This window comes from Paraburkholderia sp. MM5496-R1, from assembly GCF_050436205.1.
Lineage (GTDB): Bacteria > Pseudomonadota > Gammaproteobacteria > Burkholderiales > Burkholderiaceae > Paraburkholderia > Paraburkholderia tuberum.
Genome location: NZ_JBNDLT010000002.1, coordinates 2005949 through 2021325, shown reverse-complemented (window position 1 = coordinate 2021325; position 15377 = coordinate 2005949). Strand labels below are relative to the sequence as shown.

The 15377-nt window shown below is 64.5% G+C and carries 18 protein-coding genes, 1 pseudogene and 1 riboswitch; of the genes and pseudogenes, 12 read left to right on the top strand and 7 right to left on the bottom strand.

The window, feature by feature from the left end; translation table 11 throughout:
* Nucleotides 1–4: 4 nt before the first annotated feature.
* Nucleotides 5–474, bottom strand: a pseudogene (gene ybgC / locus OKW38_RS16280) (tol-pal system-associated acyl-CoA thioesterase).
* 103 nt (nucleotides 475–577) lie between these two features.
* Nucleotides 578–1324, bottom strand: a complete 747-nt coding sequence (ydfG, locus tag OKW38_RS16275) for a bifunctional NADP-dependent 3-hydroxy acid dehydrogenase/3-hydroxypropionate dehydrogenase YdfG (RefSeq protein ID WP_429362312.1) — start codon at nucleotides 1322–1324, stop codon at nucleotides 578–580.
* 247 nt (nucleotides 1325–1571) lie between these two features.
* A riboswitch (ZMP/ZTP riboswitch) is annotated at nucleotides 1572–1698 on the top strand.
* Nucleotides 1699–1876: 178 nt separating this feature from the next.
* Here ydfG and glyA point away from each other — a divergent pair.
* From glyA to OKW38_RS16240, 7 genes are all read left to right on the top strand, one after another.
* Nucleotides 1877–3124: a serine hydroxymethyltransferase gene (glyA, locus tag OKW38_RS16270; RefSeq protein ID WP_429362310.1), complete on the top strand. Its 1248-nt coding sequence runs from the start codon at nucleotides 1877–1879 to the stop codon at nucleotides 3122–3124.
* A gap of 3 nt (nucleotides 3125–3127) precedes the next feature.
* Nucleotides 3128–3610 carry a transcriptional regulator NrdR gene (nrdR, locus tag OKW38_RS16265; RefSeq protein WP_008919734.1) on the top strand — a complete coding sequence of 161 codons (483 nt, stop codon included), beginning with the start codon at nucleotides 3128–3130 and terminating at the stop codon, nucleotides 3608–3610.
* A gap of 213 nt (nucleotides 3611–3823) precedes the next feature.
* Complete coding sequence (locus OKW38_RS16260; protein ID WP_429335793.1) at nucleotides 3824–4390, top strand: GspH/FimT family pseudopilin; 567 nt, start codon at nucleotides 3824–3826, stop codon at nucleotides 4388–4390.
* Nucleotides 4387–4836 carry a type IV pilus modification PilV family protein gene (locus tag OKW38_RS16255; protein WP_184067388.1) on the top strand — a complete coding sequence of 150 codons (450 nt, stop codon included), beginning with the start codon at nucleotides 4387–4389 and terminating at the stop codon, nucleotides 4834–4836. The genes OKW38_RS16260 and OKW38_RS16255 overlap by 4 nt, the downstream gene beginning before the upstream one ends.
* A complete protein-coding gene (locus tag OKW38_RS16250; RefSeq protein WP_429362308.1) occupies nucleotides 4833–5639 on the top strand; it encodes a PilW family protein in 807 nt (268 codons plus the stop codon). The genes OKW38_RS16255 and OKW38_RS16250 overlap by 4 nt, the downstream gene beginning before the upstream one ends.
* A 128-nt stretch (nucleotides 5640–5767) precedes the next feature.
* Nucleotides 5768–6238, top strand: coding sequence for a pilus assembly PilX family protein (locus OKW38_RS16245; RefSeq protein ID WP_429362306.1), 471 nt, complete (start codon nucleotides 5768–5770; stop codon nucleotides 6236–6238).
* Nucleotides 6239–6260: 22 nt separating this feature from the next.
* Nucleotides 6261–6692, top strand: a complete 432-nt coding sequence (locus OKW38_RS16240; RefSeq protein ID WP_090803183.1) for a type IV pilin protein — start codon at nucleotides 6261–6263, stop codon at nucleotides 6690–6692.
* Nucleotides 6693–6771: 79 nt separating this feature from the next.
* Here the strand turns inward: OKW38_RS16240 and OKW38_RS16235 are convergent, their stop codons facing one another.
* The 3 genes from OKW38_RS16235 to OKW38_RS16225 all read right to left on the bottom strand — a co-directional run bounded on the left by OKW38_RS16235 (nucleotide 6772) and on the right by OKW38_RS16225 (nucleotide 8168).
* Nucleotides 6772–7287 (bottom strand): DUF3318 domain-containing protein, encoded by a 516-nt coding sequence (locus OKW38_RS16235; RefSeq protein WP_429335796.1) that lies wholly within the window; start codon nucleotides 7285–7287, stop codon nucleotides 6772–6774.
* Between the two features lie 57 nt (nucleotides 7288–7344).
* On the bottom strand, nucleotides 7345–7734 hold the full coding sequence (locus OKW38_RS16230; protein WP_090803186.1) for a phage holin family protein: 390 nt from the start codon (nucleotides 7732–7734) through the stop codon (nucleotides 7345–7347).
* A gap of 131 nt (nucleotides 7735–7865) precedes the next feature.
* The gene (locus tag OKW38_RS16225) at nucleotides 7866–8168 is read right to left on the bottom strand and encodes a DUF883 family protein (protein ID WP_026225611.1); all 303 of its coding nucleotides are present in this window, start codon (nucleotides 8166–8168) and stop codon (nucleotides 7866–7868) included.
* 348 nt (nucleotides 8169–8516) lie between these two features.
* Here OKW38_RS16225 and OKW38_RS16220 point away from each other — a divergent pair, with 348 nt between their 5' ends.
* On the top strand, nucleotides 8517–9155 hold the full coding sequence (locus tag OKW38_RS16220) for a peroxiredoxin (protein ID WP_184055435.1): 639 nt from the start codon (nucleotides 8517–8519) through the stop codon (nucleotides 9153–9155).
* A gap of 74 nt (nucleotides 9156–9229) precedes the next feature.
* On the opposite strand, the gene OKW38_RS16215 is transcribed toward OKW38_RS16220, so the two are convergent.
* Nucleotides 9230–10420 carry an acyl-CoA dehydrogenase gene (locus tag OKW38_RS16215; protein ID WP_429335797.1) on the bottom strand — a complete coding sequence of 397 codons (1191 nt, stop codon included), beginning with the start codon at nucleotides 10418–10420 and terminating at the stop codon, nucleotides 9230–9232.
* A 94-nt stretch (nucleotides 10421–10514) separates the two neighbouring features.
* On the opposite strand from OKW38_RS16215, the gene OKW38_RS16210 reads away from it, so the two are divergent.
* Nucleotides 10515–11300 carry an IclR family transcriptional regulator gene (locus tag OKW38_RS16210; protein WP_090803191.1) on the top strand — a complete coding sequence of 262 codons (786 nt, stop codon included), beginning with the start codon at nucleotides 10515–10517 and terminating at the stop codon, nucleotides 11298–11300.
* Between the two features lie 41 nt (nucleotides 11301–11341).
* Here the strand turns inward: OKW38_RS16210 and OKW38_RS16205 are convergent, their stop codons facing one another.
* On the bottom strand, nucleotides 11342–12175 hold the full coding sequence (locus OKW38_RS16205; protein WP_090803193.1) for an EAL domain-containing protein: 834 nt from the start codon (nucleotides 12173–12175) through the stop codon (nucleotides 11342–11344).
* Nucleotides 12176–12442: 267 nt separating this feature from the next.
* Here OKW38_RS16205 and OKW38_RS16200 point away from each other — a divergent pair, with 267 nt between their 5' ends.
* The 3 genes from OKW38_RS16200 (at nucleotide 12443) to fahA (ending at nucleotide 15287) form a co-directional block, all read left to right on the top strand.
* Complete coding sequence (locus OKW38_RS16200; RefSeq protein ID WP_167368588.1) at nucleotides 12443–12583, top strand: hypothetical protein; 141 nt, start codon at nucleotides 12443–12445, stop codon at nucleotides 12581–12583.
* A gap of 62 nt (nucleotides 12584–12645) precedes the next feature.
* On the top strand, nucleotides 12646–13992 hold the full coding sequence (gene hmgA, locus OKW38_RS16195) for a homogentisate 1,2-dioxygenase (RefSeq protein WP_429362304.1): 1347 nt from the start codon (nucleotides 12646–12648) through the stop codon (nucleotides 13990–13992).
* Nucleotides 13989–15287: a fumarylacetoacetase gene (fahA, locus tag OKW38_RS16190; RefSeq protein WP_429362303.1), complete on the top strand. Its 1299-nt coding sequence runs from the start codon at nucleotides 13989–13991 to the stop codon at nucleotides 15285–15287. Before hmgA ends, fahA begins: the two co-directional genes overlap by 4 nt.
* Nucleotides 15288–15377 lie beyond the last annotated feature (90 nt).

The following is a 15377-nucleotide window of genomic DNA, read 5'->3' as shown; positions in this document are numbered from 1 at the left end:
TCGTTCAGTCAGCGCTTTCGCTAGTGCCCGGCCCGTGCCGCAGCGCGGCGAGAACCGACGGCGGGATCGCGGCTGGCCGCAGCGTCGCGCGGTCCACACAGCCAATCCGGACCGAACCGGTAGCAAGCAGCGTGCCTTCGCGCCATGCTTCCTGCACGAAGTCTACCGAAGCTCGGCCAAGACGCTCGATCCGGCTGATAATTTTCACGATGTCGTCGAGTCGGGCCGGAGCCCGGTAATCGACCGCGGTACTGCGCACGATGAAAATCGTGTCGTTTTCGTCCGCAAGCCGGTGCTGGTCGACGCCGCACGCGCGCAGCCATTCGGTGCGAGCGCGTTCGAAAAACTTCAGTTCAGGTAATTGGCGTAAAACACGATGCCGCCGGCGTCGGTATCTTCGTAGTACACGCGGATGGGCCACGTATAGCCGCTTTCCGTGCCTGGCTGGCTGGTCGACATATTCATGCGGCGCATTCTACCGGAACGCACAACCCGGGGTCTGTTTCGAAGTGTGAGTTGCTTGTGGCGGGCGTCGGCGGCGATGGGAGCCGGCTTTGCCGGCCGCCCGCCTTCAAACTCAGCCGCGATGCACGGACAGACCGGCGAACGACTGCGCGACCGGCATCAGCTCGATCGTGTTGATGTTGACGTGGGCTGGGCGCGTGGCGATCCAGTAGATGGAATCGGCGATGTCTTCGGCCGTCAGCGGCTGCACATTTTCGTAGACCTTGGCGGCCTTGTCGTCGTCGCCGCGATAACGCACGTTCGAGAATTCGGTGCCGCCGCACAGACCCGGCTCGATGTCGGTCACGCGCAGCGCGGTGCCGGCGAGGTCGGCGCGCAGGTTCAGGCTGAACTGGCGCACGAACGCCTTGGTCGCGCCGTACACGTTGCCGCCCGCGTACGGCCAGCGGCCCGCCACCGAACCCAGATTGAAGATATGCCCGCGGTTGCGCTCGACCATGCCGGGCAACAGCGCATGCGTGACCTGCGCGAGGCCCGTGCAATTGGTCTCGATCATGGTGTTCCATTCATCGAGACTTGCCTTGTGAACCGGCTCGGTGCCGAGCGCGAGGCCGGCGTTGTTGACGAGCACGTCGATCGCGGCGAAGTCCGCCGGCAGCGAGGCGGGCACGGCTTCGACGGCGGCGCGATCGCGCACGTCGAGCTCGTACGGCAGCAGCGCGTCGCCGAGCTCGTCGGCGAGTGCTTGCAGACGGTCCTTGCGGCGTGCAGTGGCGACGACACGATGGCCGCCCTTGACGAACGAGCGGGCGATGGCGGCGCCGAATCCGGCCGACGCTCCTGTGACAAACACGATCATTGCAGTTCCCTGGTCGGTAAGAGACAAAGGCCCAAAGCCTACTTCCAATGGCACGCTGCGGCAAGGATGCACGAGCCGGATCGGCGGCTGCCGCGGCGGCGCGCAACGGGTGCGCGGCGCGACCGGCGCGCTTTCCTCGGATGGTTGCGCAGCGGGGCCGCCAAACCGTCCGGAGGCCCCGCCAGCGGCCGCCGGAGCACCCGCAAGTCGGTTGCCTATTCGGGCCTCTTCCAATACACTAACGCGCTCGACCCTGCGTGACTGGCGATAGAACCGAGTCGTCCGACTCAGCCGATTCAACCAATCGGGTTCAAGGTGGAACAACCCACCGTGAAGCGCAGGGTGCCGTTTTGCCGTTCGCCTGGGCAGCCGTGAACCGCGCGCATTAATCTGCGCTGACGGTGGCTGGCTCGCCTCGCGTGTGCGGCGACTCTCCACTCGCCACGTCAGGGCAAGCCTCGCCGCCCAAAGCGCTGCGTACCCCGCTGTGTACCCTCTACGCAGGATTCGGCGCACAATCCGGTCAACCTGAAAACACTCAACGGAACCCGTATGTTTGACAGAGCCCAAAGCACCATCGCCAACGTCGATCCTGAACTCTGGAAGGTCATCGAGCAGGAAAACCGCCGTCAGGAAGAGCACATCGAACTGATCGCGTCGGAAAACTACACGAGCCCGGCCGTGATGGCCGCGCAAGGCTCGCAACTCACGAACAAGTACGCCGAAGGGTATCCGGGCAAGCGCTATTACGGCGGCTGTGAATACGTCGACGTTGCCGAGCAGCTGGCGATCGACCGCGTGAAGCAACTGTTCGGCGCCGAAGCCGCGAACGTGCAGCCGAACTCGGGCTCGCAGGCGAACCAGGGCGTGTTCTTCGCGATGCTCAAGCCGGGCGACACGATCATGGGCATGAGCCTCGCGCACGGCGGCCACCTCACGCACGGCTCGCCGGTCAACATGTCGGGCAAGTGGTTCAACGTGGTCAGCTACGGCTTGAACGAAGCCGAAGACATCGACTACGACGCCGCCGAGAAGCTCGCGCAAGAACACAAGCCGAAGCTGATCGTAGCGGGCGCGTCCGCGTTCGCGCTGCGCATCGATTTCGAACGCATGTCGAAGATCGCGAAGTCGGTCGGCGCGTACTTCATGGTCGACATGGCGCACTACGCCGGTCTCGTCGCCGCGGGCGTTTATCCGAACCCGGTGCCGCACGCCGATTTCGTCACCACCACCACGCACAAGAGCCTGCGCGGCCCGCGCGGCGGCGTGATCCTGATGAAGGCCGAGTTCGAGAAGCCGATCAACTCGGCGATTTTCCCGGGCATCCAGGGCGGTCCGTTGATGCACGTGATCGCCGCGAAGGCCGTCGCGTTCAAGGAAGCGCTTTCGCCGGAATTCAAGGCGTATCAGCACCAGGTCGTCGAGAACGCGCGTGTGCTTGCTGAAACGCTGGTCAAGCGCGGTCTGCGCATCGTGTCGGGTCGCACCGAAAGCCACGTGATGCTGGTCGACCTGCGCGCGAAGAAGATCACCGGCAAGGCTGCGGAAGCGGCACTCGGCGCGGCACACATCACGGTCAACAAGAACGCGATCCCGAACGATCCGGAAAAGCCGTTCGTGACCTCGGGTATCCGCCTCGGTTCTCCGGCCATGACCACGCGCGGCTTCGGCGTGAAGGAAGCCGAGCAGGTCGGCAACCTGATCGCCGACGTTCTGGACAACCCGGAAGATGCCGCGACGATCGAGCGCGTGAAGGTTCAGGTCGCCGATCTGACCAAGCGCTTTCCGGTTTACGGCTAAATCATGCATTGCCCCTTCTGCCGCCATGCCGATACGCAAGTCGTCGACTCGCGCGTATCCGAAGACGGCGCGACGATCCGCCGGCGCCGCCGCTGCCCGGCCTGCGACAAGCGTTTCACGACGTATGAGCGGGTCGAGCTGGCGTTGCCGTCGGTCGTCAAGAAGGACGGCACGCGCACGGAATTCGATCGCCGCAAGATCGTCGCGAGCATGCAACTGGCGCTGCGCAAGCGCCCGGTTGCGGTGGACGCGATCGAAGCGGCTGTCGCCCGTATCGAGTATCAGCTGCTCGGCAGCGGCGAGCGCGAGGTGCGTAGCGAGCGCCTCGGCGAACTCGTGATGAACGAGTTGCGCGCGCTCGACACGATCGCTTACGTCCGTTTCGCTTCCGTGTACCGGCGCTTCGAAGACGTCTCCGAATTCGAGGACGTGATCGAGGAATTCCGCCGCGCCTCTTCCCCGCCCAAGCCTTCCCGCAAGCGCTGAGCGCACGCGTGTCGCAGCTGAGCTGCGGTCATTCGCGTCCATCGCCTCGCGCATTTCGCGCTTTTTTTCACGCATCGCTTCTCCCGCCTCCGTGATCGATCGTCACGTGCATTGTTGCGCGCGCTAACGTCTGAATGCCACCTGGCCATTCGGACGATGGTCGGCGCGCTCGCAAATCGCTAGATTGGCTGCATCCGTTCGTAACGCTCAGGGATGCAGATGAAATTCAAGGGGATTTACCGGCCATCGCGCGGCGGTTTCACACTCGTCGAAACGCTGGCGGTGATAGCGCTCGTGATGCTGATGGCCGTGATGGCGGTGCCGTCGTTCGCCGCATGGCATATGCGCGATCAGGTCGACGCGCGCTCGAAGGCGCTGCTGTCCACGTTCGCCTACGCGCGCAGCGAGGCGCTGCGGCGCGGTGCGCGCATCACGGTGTGCCGCATCGATGCAGCGCGCGTCTGTCTCGCGTCGGGCCAAGCCTGCGCCGGCGGCATCGCCGACTGGGCCTGCGGCTGGGCCGTATTCGCCGAACGTGGCGGCAAGCCGTCGTTGTTGCGCGCGCAGCCGGCGCTCGCGGCGGTGAGCATCGCCGGCGTGCAGACGGATATGACGTTCACGCCGCCGGCTGGGCAACTGATCGGCGCGTTTCGAAGTTTTGATGTTGCGCCGCGAAGCCCATCGAAATCGATGCAGGGGAACCCGTGGCGGCGCTGCATCAGCGTCGCGGCAGGAGGTCGCGCACGGATCTCGGAGGGCGCGTGCGGAGCGACGTCATGAGACAGCCCGCATTCAACACCGGTTTGCGTGTGCACGCATCGACATGTAATGGCAGCTCGTTGATCGAGGTGATGCTGGCGGTCGCGTTGGTCGCGGTGAGCGCGCTGGGTTTGATCGCGGTTCAGGTGTGGACCGCACGCGAAGCGCGCGCGATGACGCTGCGCGAGAGCGCCGCGTGGATAGCCGACTCGATTGCCGAAGCGACGCGCACGCCTTCCACGGGCGATGTCGCGCTCAATCAATGGCGCACCTGGGCGAGCGTTCTGCTGCCGCACGGCGACGCATCGATTGGCGAGAGCGGCGCGGTCGCGGCGGCGCGCGTGACGTGGGCGTCCGTGCGGGACCGGCCCGCTTTGGGCGATGCGAGCGCCCAGCCGGCGGAGCCTTGTGGCGACGTCGATGCACCGGCTGGATCGTCGTGTGTCGCGTTGGCGTTCGCGAAATGAAGCGGCCGCATTGCCCACTCGGTCATACGCTAATCGAATTCCTGATCGCGATGGCGCTCGGGTTGCTCGTGATCGCGGGCGCCGTGTCCCTTTACACGGCGCAGCGCAACGCGTTCGTGCAGGCGAGCAACGCGACCCGGATTCGCGAAGCGGGCTTGACCGCGCTGATGCTGATCGGCCAGCAATTGCAGATGGCCGGCTTCGTCCCTGCCGATGTCATTGGCTACAACGCGGCGCCTGCGCTATTCGGCTGCTCGGGCGGTCGTCCGACCGGCGCCGACGACAGCCTCGCTTGCACCACCTTGAGCACCGGCTCGGATGGCGTCGCGATCCGTTACGTCGCAGACGTCGTATCGACATGGCCATCGTCGAGCGGTCAGGTCACCGACTGTGTCGGACAGGCCGTCAAAAGCAGCGACGCGGTCCTTGGCGATGAGGGTGCGCCGGTGGTCAATCGCTACTTCGCCAACGTCAGCGGCTCGACCGGCGAGCCGGAGCTTTACTGCGTGGGCAGCGGCAACGCGGGGTCCGCGCAGCCGCTGATCGAAGGCGTCGAGCGCGTGCGGTTGCGCTACTGGCTGGACGGCGCGGCGGATGCGGTGAATGCGTCGGCCGTGGCGGCGGATCAATGGGCGAACGTCGTTGCGGTCGATGTCTGCGTGCTGGTGCGCGGCGCGCCGCAAGGACAGCGTTCGAAGTACATCGACTGCGATGGCGTGAGTACACTCGGTACCGACCTGCGGCCTCGACAGGTGTTTTCCCGCCGCGTTGCGCTGCGGAATCGCGCGGAGGCGTCGTCGTGATGGATCGCGGCACAGCAGCGCAACGCGGCCGCGCGTACGACATATGCGGCGGGCCAGGCGGAACAGCGAAACACTTAGGTAAGCGAAATTGTCAGGGCGGTGCCCGACGGGCACATCAACGCGGCGTCGTGCTAGCCATCGTGCTGTTGATCTCGGCCATGATGCTCGCCACGTCCGCGATATGGTTCGAAACATCGCTCGCGGCCGCTCGCGCGGCGACCAATGTGCGCGACTATCTGCAGGCTTTCCACGCGGCGGATTCGGCGCTGAGCTGGTGCGAGCGCAACGTGCTATCGGCAAGTGGCGACGCGCGCGATGCACCGCTCACATCCGGCGAGCCGACTCAATGGAGGCTTGAAACCGCGTTCGACGCAGGCGCCATCGCGCCCGTGGCGCAATGGCCGGGATCATCGCGCGCGCCGCAATGCCTGATCGAGCCTTGGCGTCTCGCGAGTCGACCCAACGCCAGCGCTTATCTGCTGACCGCGCGCGGCTTCGGGCGGAGCAGCGAGTCGCAGATCTGGTTGCAGATGGAGGTCGTGACCGAAGATGGCGCGATCGAACGTCATTGGCGGCGCGTTGCAGCAAGACCATTCTGAGGAACGCACCGACTGGACACGTATGAAAAGGCCGAACACATCCGCATTCACGCTGCTCGAACTCGTGATCGCGCTCGCGATTGCCGCCACGCTCGCCGCGTTTGCGATCCCTTCGTATCGCAGCCACATTGCGCGCACGCATCGCATCGATGCGGCGTCGGCGTTATATCGGGCTGCGCAATTCGTCGAGGCCGCGGCGAGCGATGGCGTGCCGGCCTTGCCACCGGGTATCGATCAGGCGCCGCAGTTCGGCGCTCCGGTGTATCGAGTGCGCGTGCTGCCCGCGGACGACACGAACGGCGGCTATTCGATCGAAGCGGCGCCCGCGGAAGCGGGCCCGATGCGCGACGACTCGTGCGGCACGTTCACGCTAGATGCGACGGGTCAGCGAGGCAATAGAAACGATGCGAGCGGCGCGACGCCCACGAGCAGCGAATGCTGGAATACCAGTTAGCGGGTGATTGAAGTCCGACACACGCAACCTTGCGAGCGGGAGGGCCGATAGATCGCTGCCACTCGCAGCGGCCACGACCTTAATAGCCGCTTCGCAACGAATCGTCCTGCGCCGCCGGCGACTGCGCCGTAGCGGAAGCCGCCGCGGCCGCCCGCGCCGCCGCCGACTCGTTCTTCATCTGCTGCCAGATCCGGAACGCTTCCCACGCGCCGAGCGCAAGGCTGCCCCACTTCAGCGCGGGCTTCGCGCTCGCGACGACCCTCGCGCGCAGCGGTTTGGCGAGCAACAGCGAAGCGATCGAGCTGATGAACGGGTACTGCTTGAGCAACGCGCCGATCGTGCCCGCGTTGAGCACGCTCGCCTTTGGCCCTTTACCGACGCGCACGCCGCCAAAGCCGGGGATCACGAACCTGAGCCAGCTGAAATGCGTGACGGCCTGGCGCAGTTCGAAGCTGGCCCGTGCAAGCTCGACGCGCTCGACGTCCGCGCGCACGAGCAGCAATTCCTTGCGCAGCGCCCGCAGATGCGGCGCGCTCAGATCCTTCGACGGATGGCGCTTGTTACGAAAGGCGGTATCAGGACGGGAGGGGCTCATGGCGTGTCGGCGGCAGTGAGGGTGAGGCGACGGATCGGATGCAGACGAACTTTCCCATCAGTCGCGGCTGCGAAACGCTTCGCGATCCTTTTCGAACTCCGCGATGGTCGTTTCGAATACCATCGGCGCGTTGCGCAAACCGCTGCGCGCCTTCAGCGCACAGGCGAGCCCGGCAATCGCGTAGACCGCGGTGATGCCGGCAAGCGCCTGCCATCGGTAGGTGTCCCAGAAGGCAATGGCGACGAGTGCGGTCAACGCGATCAAGGCCATCGTGGCGAGCATCGTCGCGGCAAGACCGAGAAACAGCACGCCCAGCAGGCGGTCTTTTTCCTCGGCGAGTTCGATGCCCACCAGTTCGAGCCGCGTCTGCAGGATCGCAAACACGGAACTGAGAATACGGCGCAACGGGCTGCGTTCTGCGCGCTGCGAGTGTGTTTCGGTCGTCATGGCTGTGGGCGTTGCGCGTGAGGGCCTGGCCGGCGCGTGCGCGCCAGCAGAAGGGGACCGGCGAGGCTCGCGCCGGTCCGCCCGTGTCGCCGGTGCGCCGGACATGCCTGCTCCGGCGGCCTCACCGGCCTTTACTTGCGATTGATCAGCAGACCGACCACCACGCCGATGCCCGCGGCGATGCCGATCGACGCCCACGGATGCTCGTGCACGTAGTCGTCGGTGGCGCGGGCGGCCTTCTTGCCTTTTTCGACGACCACGACCTGAACGTCGGCTGCCTTTTCTTTCGCCTGCTTCAGGCGCGTCAGCGCGGTTTCGCGCAGTTCCGACGCGCGTTCGCCGGTAGCGCTCGCGGCCTGTTTCAGCAGGTCTTCAGCGTCCGCGAGGACGGTTTTGATATCCGACATCAATCTCTCCTTGTTGACTTCCGACATTGACAGCTCCCTTTGTCTCACGCTACGCGTAAATCGTAACCAAAGAAACGGTCGCTGGCGAGCATAGTGCCGGTTGCATGCCGCCGCTGCACGATTCGTTCCCGCCAGCGCGTGGCGTCAAGACACCCGTTTGAGGGCACTCTGCTCCAAGGCGGTATCTGGATTGAGTTGATCTGTCCCGCAAAGTTTCCGTCAAACGGGAGAAAATTACAAAAACACATAAAGTACTGACGCGATGTTGGTTCGCCATGTACCACCGCGGCCTTATGCTTTATCGTGACTGGCCGCGGCGGGCACACGCCCGCGACCTTATCCGGATACCTTCCGAATACCTACAGGAGATGCACTATGAGTCTACGTCTTGGCGACATTGCGCCGGATTTCGAACAGGAGTCGAGCATTGGCCGCATCAGGTTTCACGAGTGGCTCGGCAATAGCTGGGGCGTGCTGTTCTCGCATCCGGCCGACTTCACGCCGGTCTGCACGACCGAGCTGGGCCTGACCGCGAAGCTCGCGGGCGAGTTCGAAAAGCGCAACGTGAAGACGATCGCGTTGTCGGTCGACAGCGCGGAGTCGCACAAGGAGTGGATCAAGGACATCAACGAGACGCAGGCCGCCAACGTCGGTTTTCCGATTCTCGCGGACGGCGATCGCAAGGTCTCCGGGCTGTACGACATGATTCACCCGAACGCGAACGAAACGTTCACGGTGCGCTCGCTGTTCGTCATCGATCCGAACCGGAAGGTGCGTCTGATCATCACGTACCCGGCGAGCACCGGCCGCAACTTCGACGAAGTGCTGCGCGTGATCGATTCGCTGCAACTGACCGACAGTCACTCGGTCGCGACGCCGGGCAACTGGAAGCAGGGCGATGACGTCGTGATCGTGCCGTCGCTGAAGGACGAGGAAGTCATCAAGCAGAAATTCCCGAAGGGCTACAAGGCGTTGCGTCCGTACCTGCGCCTGACGCCCCAGCCGAACCGGTAAGCGGCGCGGCATGAACCAAAAAGCCGGTTCGAAGGAACCGGCTTTTTTGCATTATCGATACACCAGCATCGGAATCAGAAGAACGCCTGAATACCGGTCTGCGCACGGCCGAGGATCAGTGCGTGGACGTCGTGGGTGCCTTCGTAGGTGTTGACGACCTCGAGGTTCACCAGATGACGCGCGACGCCGAACTCGTCCGAAATGCCGTTGCCGCCGAGCATGTCGCGCGCGAGGCGGGCGATGTCGAGCGCTTTGCCGCACGAATTGCGCTTCATGATCGAGGTGATTTCGACCGCGGCCGTGCCTTCGTCCTTCATGCGGCCGAGGCGCAGTACGCCTTGCAGCCCGAGCGTGATCTCGGTCTGCATGTCGGCGAGCTTCTTCTGGATCAGCTGGTTCGCGGCGAGCGGCCGGCCAAATTGCTTGCGATCGAGCACGTACTGACGCGCGATGTGCCAGCACGCTTCAGCCGCGCCGAGCGCGCCCCAGGCGATGCCGTAGCGCGCCGAGTTCAGACAGGTGAACGGACCGCGCAGGCCGCTGACACCCGGCATGATGTTCTCTTCCGGCACGAACGCTTCGTCGAGCACGATTTCGCCGGTGATCGACGCGCGCAGACCCACCTTGCCGTGGATCGCCGGTGCCGACAGACCCTTCCAGCCCTTCTCGAGAATGAAGCCGCGGATGTTGTCCTGGCCGTCTTCCTCGAGCTTCGCCCATACGACGAAGACGTCGGCGATCGGCGAATTGGTGATCCACATCTTCGAGCCCGACAACGAGTAGCCGCCATCGACCTTCTTCGCGCGCGTGACCATGCCGCCTGGATCGGAGCCGTGGTTCGGCTCGGTCAGGCCGAAGCAGCCGATCCACTCGCCGCGCGCGAGCTTCGGCAGATATTTTTCCTTCTGCGCGTCCGAGCCGAATTCGTAGATCGGCACCATCACCAGTGATGACTGCACCGACATCATCGAGCGATAGCCGGAGTCGACGCGTTCCACTTCACGCGCGATCAGCCCGTACGCGACATAGTTCAGACCGGGGCCGCCGTACTGTTCGGGAATCGTCGGACCGAGCAGGCCAAGCTCGCCCATTTCGCGAAAGATCCCGATATCGGTCTTTTCGTGGCGGAACGCCTCCAGCACGCGCGGCAGCAGCTTGTCCTGCGAGTAAGCCGCAGCGGCATCGCGCACCATACGTTCGTCTTCGGTGAGCTGCTGATCCAGCAGCAACGGGTCTTCCCAGTGAAACTGCGCGGCTACGGCCATGACGTATCTCCTGATTTCTCGCTCAGAACCCGCTTGACTAGAGTTCCGCTTTGCGAAACAATGTTTTGCAAATGACGCCCGAGTGTATCACCCTATGACGCCGCCATCCACTTTCTCCGCTTCGCTCGACGAACGCAAATTCGTCGTCGCCCTTGCTCGCGGGCTGGACCTGTTGCGCGCGTTCCGGCCAGGCGAGACGATGCTCGGCAATCGAGATTTCGTCGAACGCACGGGTCTGCCGAAGGCAACCGTGAACCGGCTCGCCTACACGCTGACCGTGCTTGGCTATCTGCGGCTGGACGAAAGACACGGCAAATATGCGCTCGACGCGGGCGTGCTGTCGCTCGGTTTCGCGCTGCTGTCGGGCACCGACATGCTCGAACTGGCACGCCCGCACCTGCGCAGCCTGGCGCGCGAGGTCGGCGCGGCGGTCTCGCTCGGGTGCCGGGACGGGCTCGACATGGTGTATCTGGAGACGATTCGCAGCGAAACCGCATTGACGCTCGGCCTGGCATCCGGCTCGAAACTGTCGATGCTGACGAGCTCGATGGGTCGCGCCTATCTCGCGGTGCAGCCGCCCGACGCGCGTACCGCGTTACTCGCGGAACTGAAAAAAGCGGCTGGCAGAATGGGGGCGATGCTCGTCGCCGAAGCCGAACAGGAGATCGCCGCGTTCGCGACCGAGCGATGCTGCTACTCGTTTCGTGCATGGCATGACGACGTGAACGCAGTCGCGGTGCCGTTTCGCGAGCCGCGCGAAAAGCGCTGGCTCGTGCTCAGCTGCAGCGGGCCGGCGTCGTCGATGGGGGAGGAAGTGTTTCGCGAGAATGTCGCGCCGCGCCTGAAGGCGCTCGCGGCGCGGCTGGGGGAGCCGGGCTGAGGTAATGCCGGGGCGCCCCGGCTAACCGGGCCCACACCGTGTCACGCCGCCCGGTCGTGATAATGCGCGTTGAATAATGGCCCTTGCACGAACCGCACGTCGTACTGCTGTAGCGCGGAGAATTGCGCCTCATCCATCACGCGATTGAAAATCAGCGGCACCCGCAGCCGGCCCGCGTAGCCGACGAGCGGCTTCACGGTCGCGTCGCGCAATGCGGCCGCCGCATCCATCTTGATGAAGTCGAGCCGCGCGGTTTCGGATACCGACAGGATCTGCCCCGCGTTCGACAGATTGCCCGCCACCTTGAACCCGTAGTGCTGATAGCTGCGCGTCAGATAGCCCAGGAACGTCTTGTGTGCGACCGCCGCCGCCGGCAACTCGATCACGATGCGCGTCGGACTCAAATTGAACGAGGTCAGCACGCTCGAAAAATGCCGGCCGTGGTCGTACTTCACGCTCTTCAACAGCCTCTCGTGCACCCGCAGAAACAGCAACCCATGCCGCTGCGGGCCGAAGAAGTTGATTGCGTGCAGCGCGCGCGACATGCGGTCTAGCGCGACCAGCTGCTGATCGTCGGCGATGTTGTCGAACGGATCGAACACCTCGAATGGCGGCGCGTCGAGCCGGTGCGTGACCGCCTGAAAGCCGAGTTCATCACCGAAGCGGTCGACCCCTTCCGCGCCGCATGACAGCGACTGCGCAAGCCCGTGCACGCTGATGTCGAAGATCGGCTCGTAGGCACTCGTGAGCTCGATGCCATCGAAATGCGCGAGCGCGATGCCGGCGCGCCCGCCTTGTCCCATTGCCAGATGCTCGCCGAGAAACGGGTGATGAGCGGCGCGGGCGATCAGATCGGGGATGGTCGGCGAAATCATGAAGGCAAATGAAAGGCGACGATGAACGCGCACCGGGCGCGTGGCAGCGCGACGCGATGGCCGCATTCATTGATGGTAGCAGTACGCGCCCTGCGCAGATTAACAAAATGCTCATATCGTTATTGGCCTCACGCTTATCGGCCGGGGCTGAGCGCGGAATGACGAGGTTCGCGGGCGTATTTCCAAGGGTATACGTTAGTTTCACTATTCGTAATTCGTTTTACTATTCGTAAAATACAATTTTAGCCAGCCAGAGGGGACGACCCAATGCTGATCGCGTTGAACCGGTCGAATGCCGCGCTGTTTCATGCGGCGGCGCTGCCGGTGCTGTGCTCGGCGCTGCTGGTGGTCGTGCTCGCCGGTGCGACGCGGCAACCCAGCCGCGCGTCCGAAGCGGAGCCGGCCTGAGCCTGACTGCAAAGATCACCTATCAACCGGGAAAGAATCGGGCAACTCGCGGAGAACCTTGTATGGATACCTCAACACGTACGCCGGCCGACGAACGCCTGCGTCCTGAAATCGAGCCCGGCTATCAGTCGGGTTTCGCGAATGAATTCGCGACCGAGGCATTGCCGGGCGCGCTGCCGACCGGCCGCAATTCGCCGCAACGCGCGGCCTATGGTTTGTATGCCGAACAGATTTCGGGCACGGCGTTTACGGCGCCACGCGGTCACAACCGTCGCTCGTGGCTGTACCGGATTCGTCCGGCGGCCATGCACAAGCCGTTCACGTCGATGCCGCCGGAGCGGCTCATCGCGAACTTCGCCGAGGTGCCGCCGACGCCGCCGAACCAGCTGCGCTGGGACCCCCTGCCGATGCCCAGCGAACCGACCGATTTCATCGACGGCTGGGTCACGATGGCGGGCAACGGCTCGGCCGAAGCGATGAGCGGTTGCGCGATCCATCTGTACGCGGCGAACCGCTCGATGCACGATCGCTTCTTCTACAGCGCCGACGGCGAACTGCTGATCGTGCCGCAACAGGGGCGCCTGCATATCGCGACCGAAATGGGCCGCGTCGATGTCGAGCCGTTCGAGATCGCGGTGATTCCGCGCGGCGTGCGCTTCGCGGTCAGCCTGCCGGACGGCAGCGCGCGCGGCTACATCTGCGAGAACTTCGGTGCGCTGCTGCGTCTGCCGGAACTGGGGCCGATCGGCTCCAACGGTCTCGCGAATCCGCGCGATTTCCTGACGCCGCACGCCGCGTACGAAGACCGCGAAGGCGCGTTCGAACTCGTCGCGAAGATGAACGGCAAGCTGTGGCGCGCGGACATCGGCCATTCGCCGCTCGACGTGGTCGCATGGCACGGCAACTATGCGCCATACAAATACGACCTGCGCCGCTTCAACACGATCGGCTCGATCAGCTTCGACCATCCGGATCCGTCGATCTTCCTCGTGCTGCAATCGCAAAGCGACACGCCGGGCGTCGATACGATCGACTTCGTGATCTTCCCGCCGCGCTGGCTCGCCGCCGAAGATACGTTCCGGCCGCCCTGGTTCCATCGCAACGTCGCGAGCGAGTTCATGGGCCTCGTGCATGGCATATACGACGCGAAGGCCGAGGGCTTTGTGCCCGGCGGCGCGAGCCTGCACAACTGCATGACGGGCCACGGCCCGGACGCGGACACGTTCGAGAAGGCGTCGCATCTCGATACCTCGGTGCCGAAGAAGGTCGACGACACGATGGCCTTCATGTTCGAGACCCGCACGCTGATCAAGCCGACGCGCTTCGCGCTCGAAACCGCGCAACTGCAGGCGCATTACTACGAGTGCTGGCAAGGCCTCAAGAAACACTTCAATCCGGAGCAACGATGAACGCGGTGAACGATCTCCAGGCGACGCTCGATGCGTCGCGCAAGAGCTGGATCGAGTCGGCCAACGACCCGGCTGGCGACTTCCCGATCCAGAACCTGCCGTTCGGCATTTTCAGCGACCGTGGCAACGACGCGCGTCGCGTGGGCGTCGCGATCGGCGATCAGATAGTCGATCTCGCCGCGTTGCAGGCCGCGGGTCTGCTGAACGTGCCGGCGCACAACGTGTTCGCGCGCGATGCGCTGAACGATTTCATCGCGCTTGGCCGCGACGTGTGGCGCAGCGTGCGTATCCAACTGAGCCAACTGCTCGCGCGCGACACCGCGACGCTGCGCGACGATGCCGCGTTGCGCGCGAAGGTGCTCGTGCGCGCGGCTGATGCGCGTCTGCATCTGCCGGTGCAGATTCCGGGCTACACGGATTTCTATTCATCGAAGGAACACGCGACCAATGTCGGCGCGATGTTCCGCGATCCGAAGAATGCGCTGCTGCCGAACTGGTCGGAGATGCCGATCGGCTACAACGGACGGGCGTCGTCGGTGGTCGTGAGCGGGACGCCGGTGCGTCGTCCCAATGGTCAGCTGAAGTTGCCCGACCAGGAGCGTCCGGTGTTCGGCGCGAGCCGCAAGCTCGATATCGAACTGGAGACGGGTTTCATCATCGGCGGCGGCAATGCGCTGGGCGAGCCGATCGCGTGCGAGGACGCGGAGGCGCACATTTTCGGCATGGTGCTGCTGAACGACTGGAGCGCGCGCGACATCCAGCAATGGGAATACGTGCCGCTCGGCCCATTCAATGCGAAGACCTTCGCGACGACGATCTCACCGTGGGTCGTCACGCTCGATGCGCTCGAACCCTTCCGCGTCGCGCAGCCGGTGCAGGAGCCGGAGCCGCTCGCCTATCTGAGGCATCGAGGAAAGCATGCGTTCGACATTCACCTCGAAGTGACATTGCGTGCGCAACCCGCGCGGCAAGCGAGCACGATCGCGCGGACCAACTTCAAATACATGTACTGGACGATGGCGCAGCAGCTCGCGCATCACACGGTGGCGGGCTGCAATACGCGGGTGGGCGACCTGATGGGCTCGGGGACGATCAGCGGGCCGACCGAGGATTCGTACGGCAGCCTGCTGGAGCTGACGTGGAACGGCAAGAAGCCGCTGGCGTTGAAGGAGGGCGGCACGCGCACGTTCATCGAGGACGGCGATGAGTTGACGCTCGTCGGCTCGTGCCAGGGCGACGGGTATCGCGTGGGCTTCGGCGCGTGTGCCGGACAGATTCTGCCGGCGCGAGGGTGAGCGCGCGGCAGTCACGATGAGCGAGGGCCGGCGCGCAATGCCGGCCCTCGTCGTTTGTGCGGGACCTTGGGCGTACCGGGTCTAAATGAA

Excerpts from the sequence above, each read along its gene's own strand:
- ydfG (WP_429362312.1), bottom strand. The coding sequence starts at position 1,324 with ATGATCGTGTTTGTCACAGGAGCGTCGGCCGGATTCGGCGCCGCCATC.
- glyA (WP_429362310.1), top strand. The coding sequence starts at position 1,877 with ATGTTTGACAGAGCCCAAAGCACCATCGCCAACGTCGATCCTGAACTC.
- nrdR (WP_008919734.1), top strand. The coding sequence starts at position 3,128 with ATGCATTGCCCCTTCTGCCGCCATGCCGATACGCAAGTCGTCGACTCG.
- OKW38_RS16260 (WP_429335793.1), top strand. The coding sequence starts at position 3,824 with ATGCAGATGAAATTCAAGGGGATTTACCGGCCATCGCGCGGCGGTTTC.
- OKW38_RS16255 (WP_184067388.1), top strand. The coding sequence starts at position 4,387 with ATGAGACAGCCCGCATTCAACACCGGTTTGCGTGTGCACGCATCGACA.
- OKW38_RS16250 (WP_429362308.1), top strand. The coding sequence starts at position 4,833 with ATGAAGCGGCCGCATTGCCCACTCGGTCATACGCTAATCGAATTCCTG.
- OKW38_RS16240 (WP_090803183.1), top strand. The coding sequence starts at position 6,261 with ATGAAAAGGCCGAACACATCCGCATTCACGCTGCTCGAACTCGTGATC.
- OKW38_RS16235 (WP_429335796.1), bottom strand. The coding sequence starts at position 7,287 with ATGAGCCCCTCCCGTCCTGATACCGCCTTTCGTAACAAGCGCCATCCG.
- OKW38_RS16230 (WP_090803186.1), bottom strand. The coding sequence starts at position 7,734 with ATGACGACCGAAACACACTCGCAGCGCGCAGAACGCAGCCCGTTGCGC.
- OKW38_RS16225 (WP_026225611.1), bottom strand. The coding sequence starts at position 8,168 with ATGTCGGAAGTCAACAAGGAGAGATTGATGTCGGATATCAAAACCGTC.
- OKW38_RS16220 (WP_184055435.1), top strand. The coding sequence starts at position 8,517 with ATGAGTCTACGTCTTGGCGACATTGCGCCGGATTTCGAACAGGAGTCG.
- OKW38_RS16215 (WP_429335797.1), bottom strand. The coding sequence starts at position 10,420 with ATGGCCGTAGCCGCGCAGTTTCACTGGGAAGACCCGTTGCTGCTGGAT.
- OKW38_RS16210 (WP_090803191.1), top strand. The coding sequence starts at position 10,515 with ATGACGCCGCCATCCACTTTCTCCGCTTCGCTCGACGAACGCAAATTC.
- OKW38_RS16205 (WP_090803193.1), bottom strand. The coding sequence starts at position 12,175 with ATGATTTCGCCGACCATCCCCGATCTGATCGCCCGCGCCGCTCATCAC.
- OKW38_RS16200 (WP_167368588.1), top strand. The coding sequence starts at position 12,443 with ATGCTGATCGCGTTGAACCGGTCGAATGCCGCGCTGTTTCATGCGGCG.
- hmgA (WP_429362304.1), top strand. The coding sequence starts at position 12,646 with ATGGATACCTCAACACGTACGCCGGCCGACGAACGCCTGCGTCCTGAA.
- fahA (WP_429362303.1), top strand. The coding sequence starts at position 13,989 with ATGAACGCGGTGAACGATCTCCAGGCGACGCTCGATGCGTCGCGCAAG.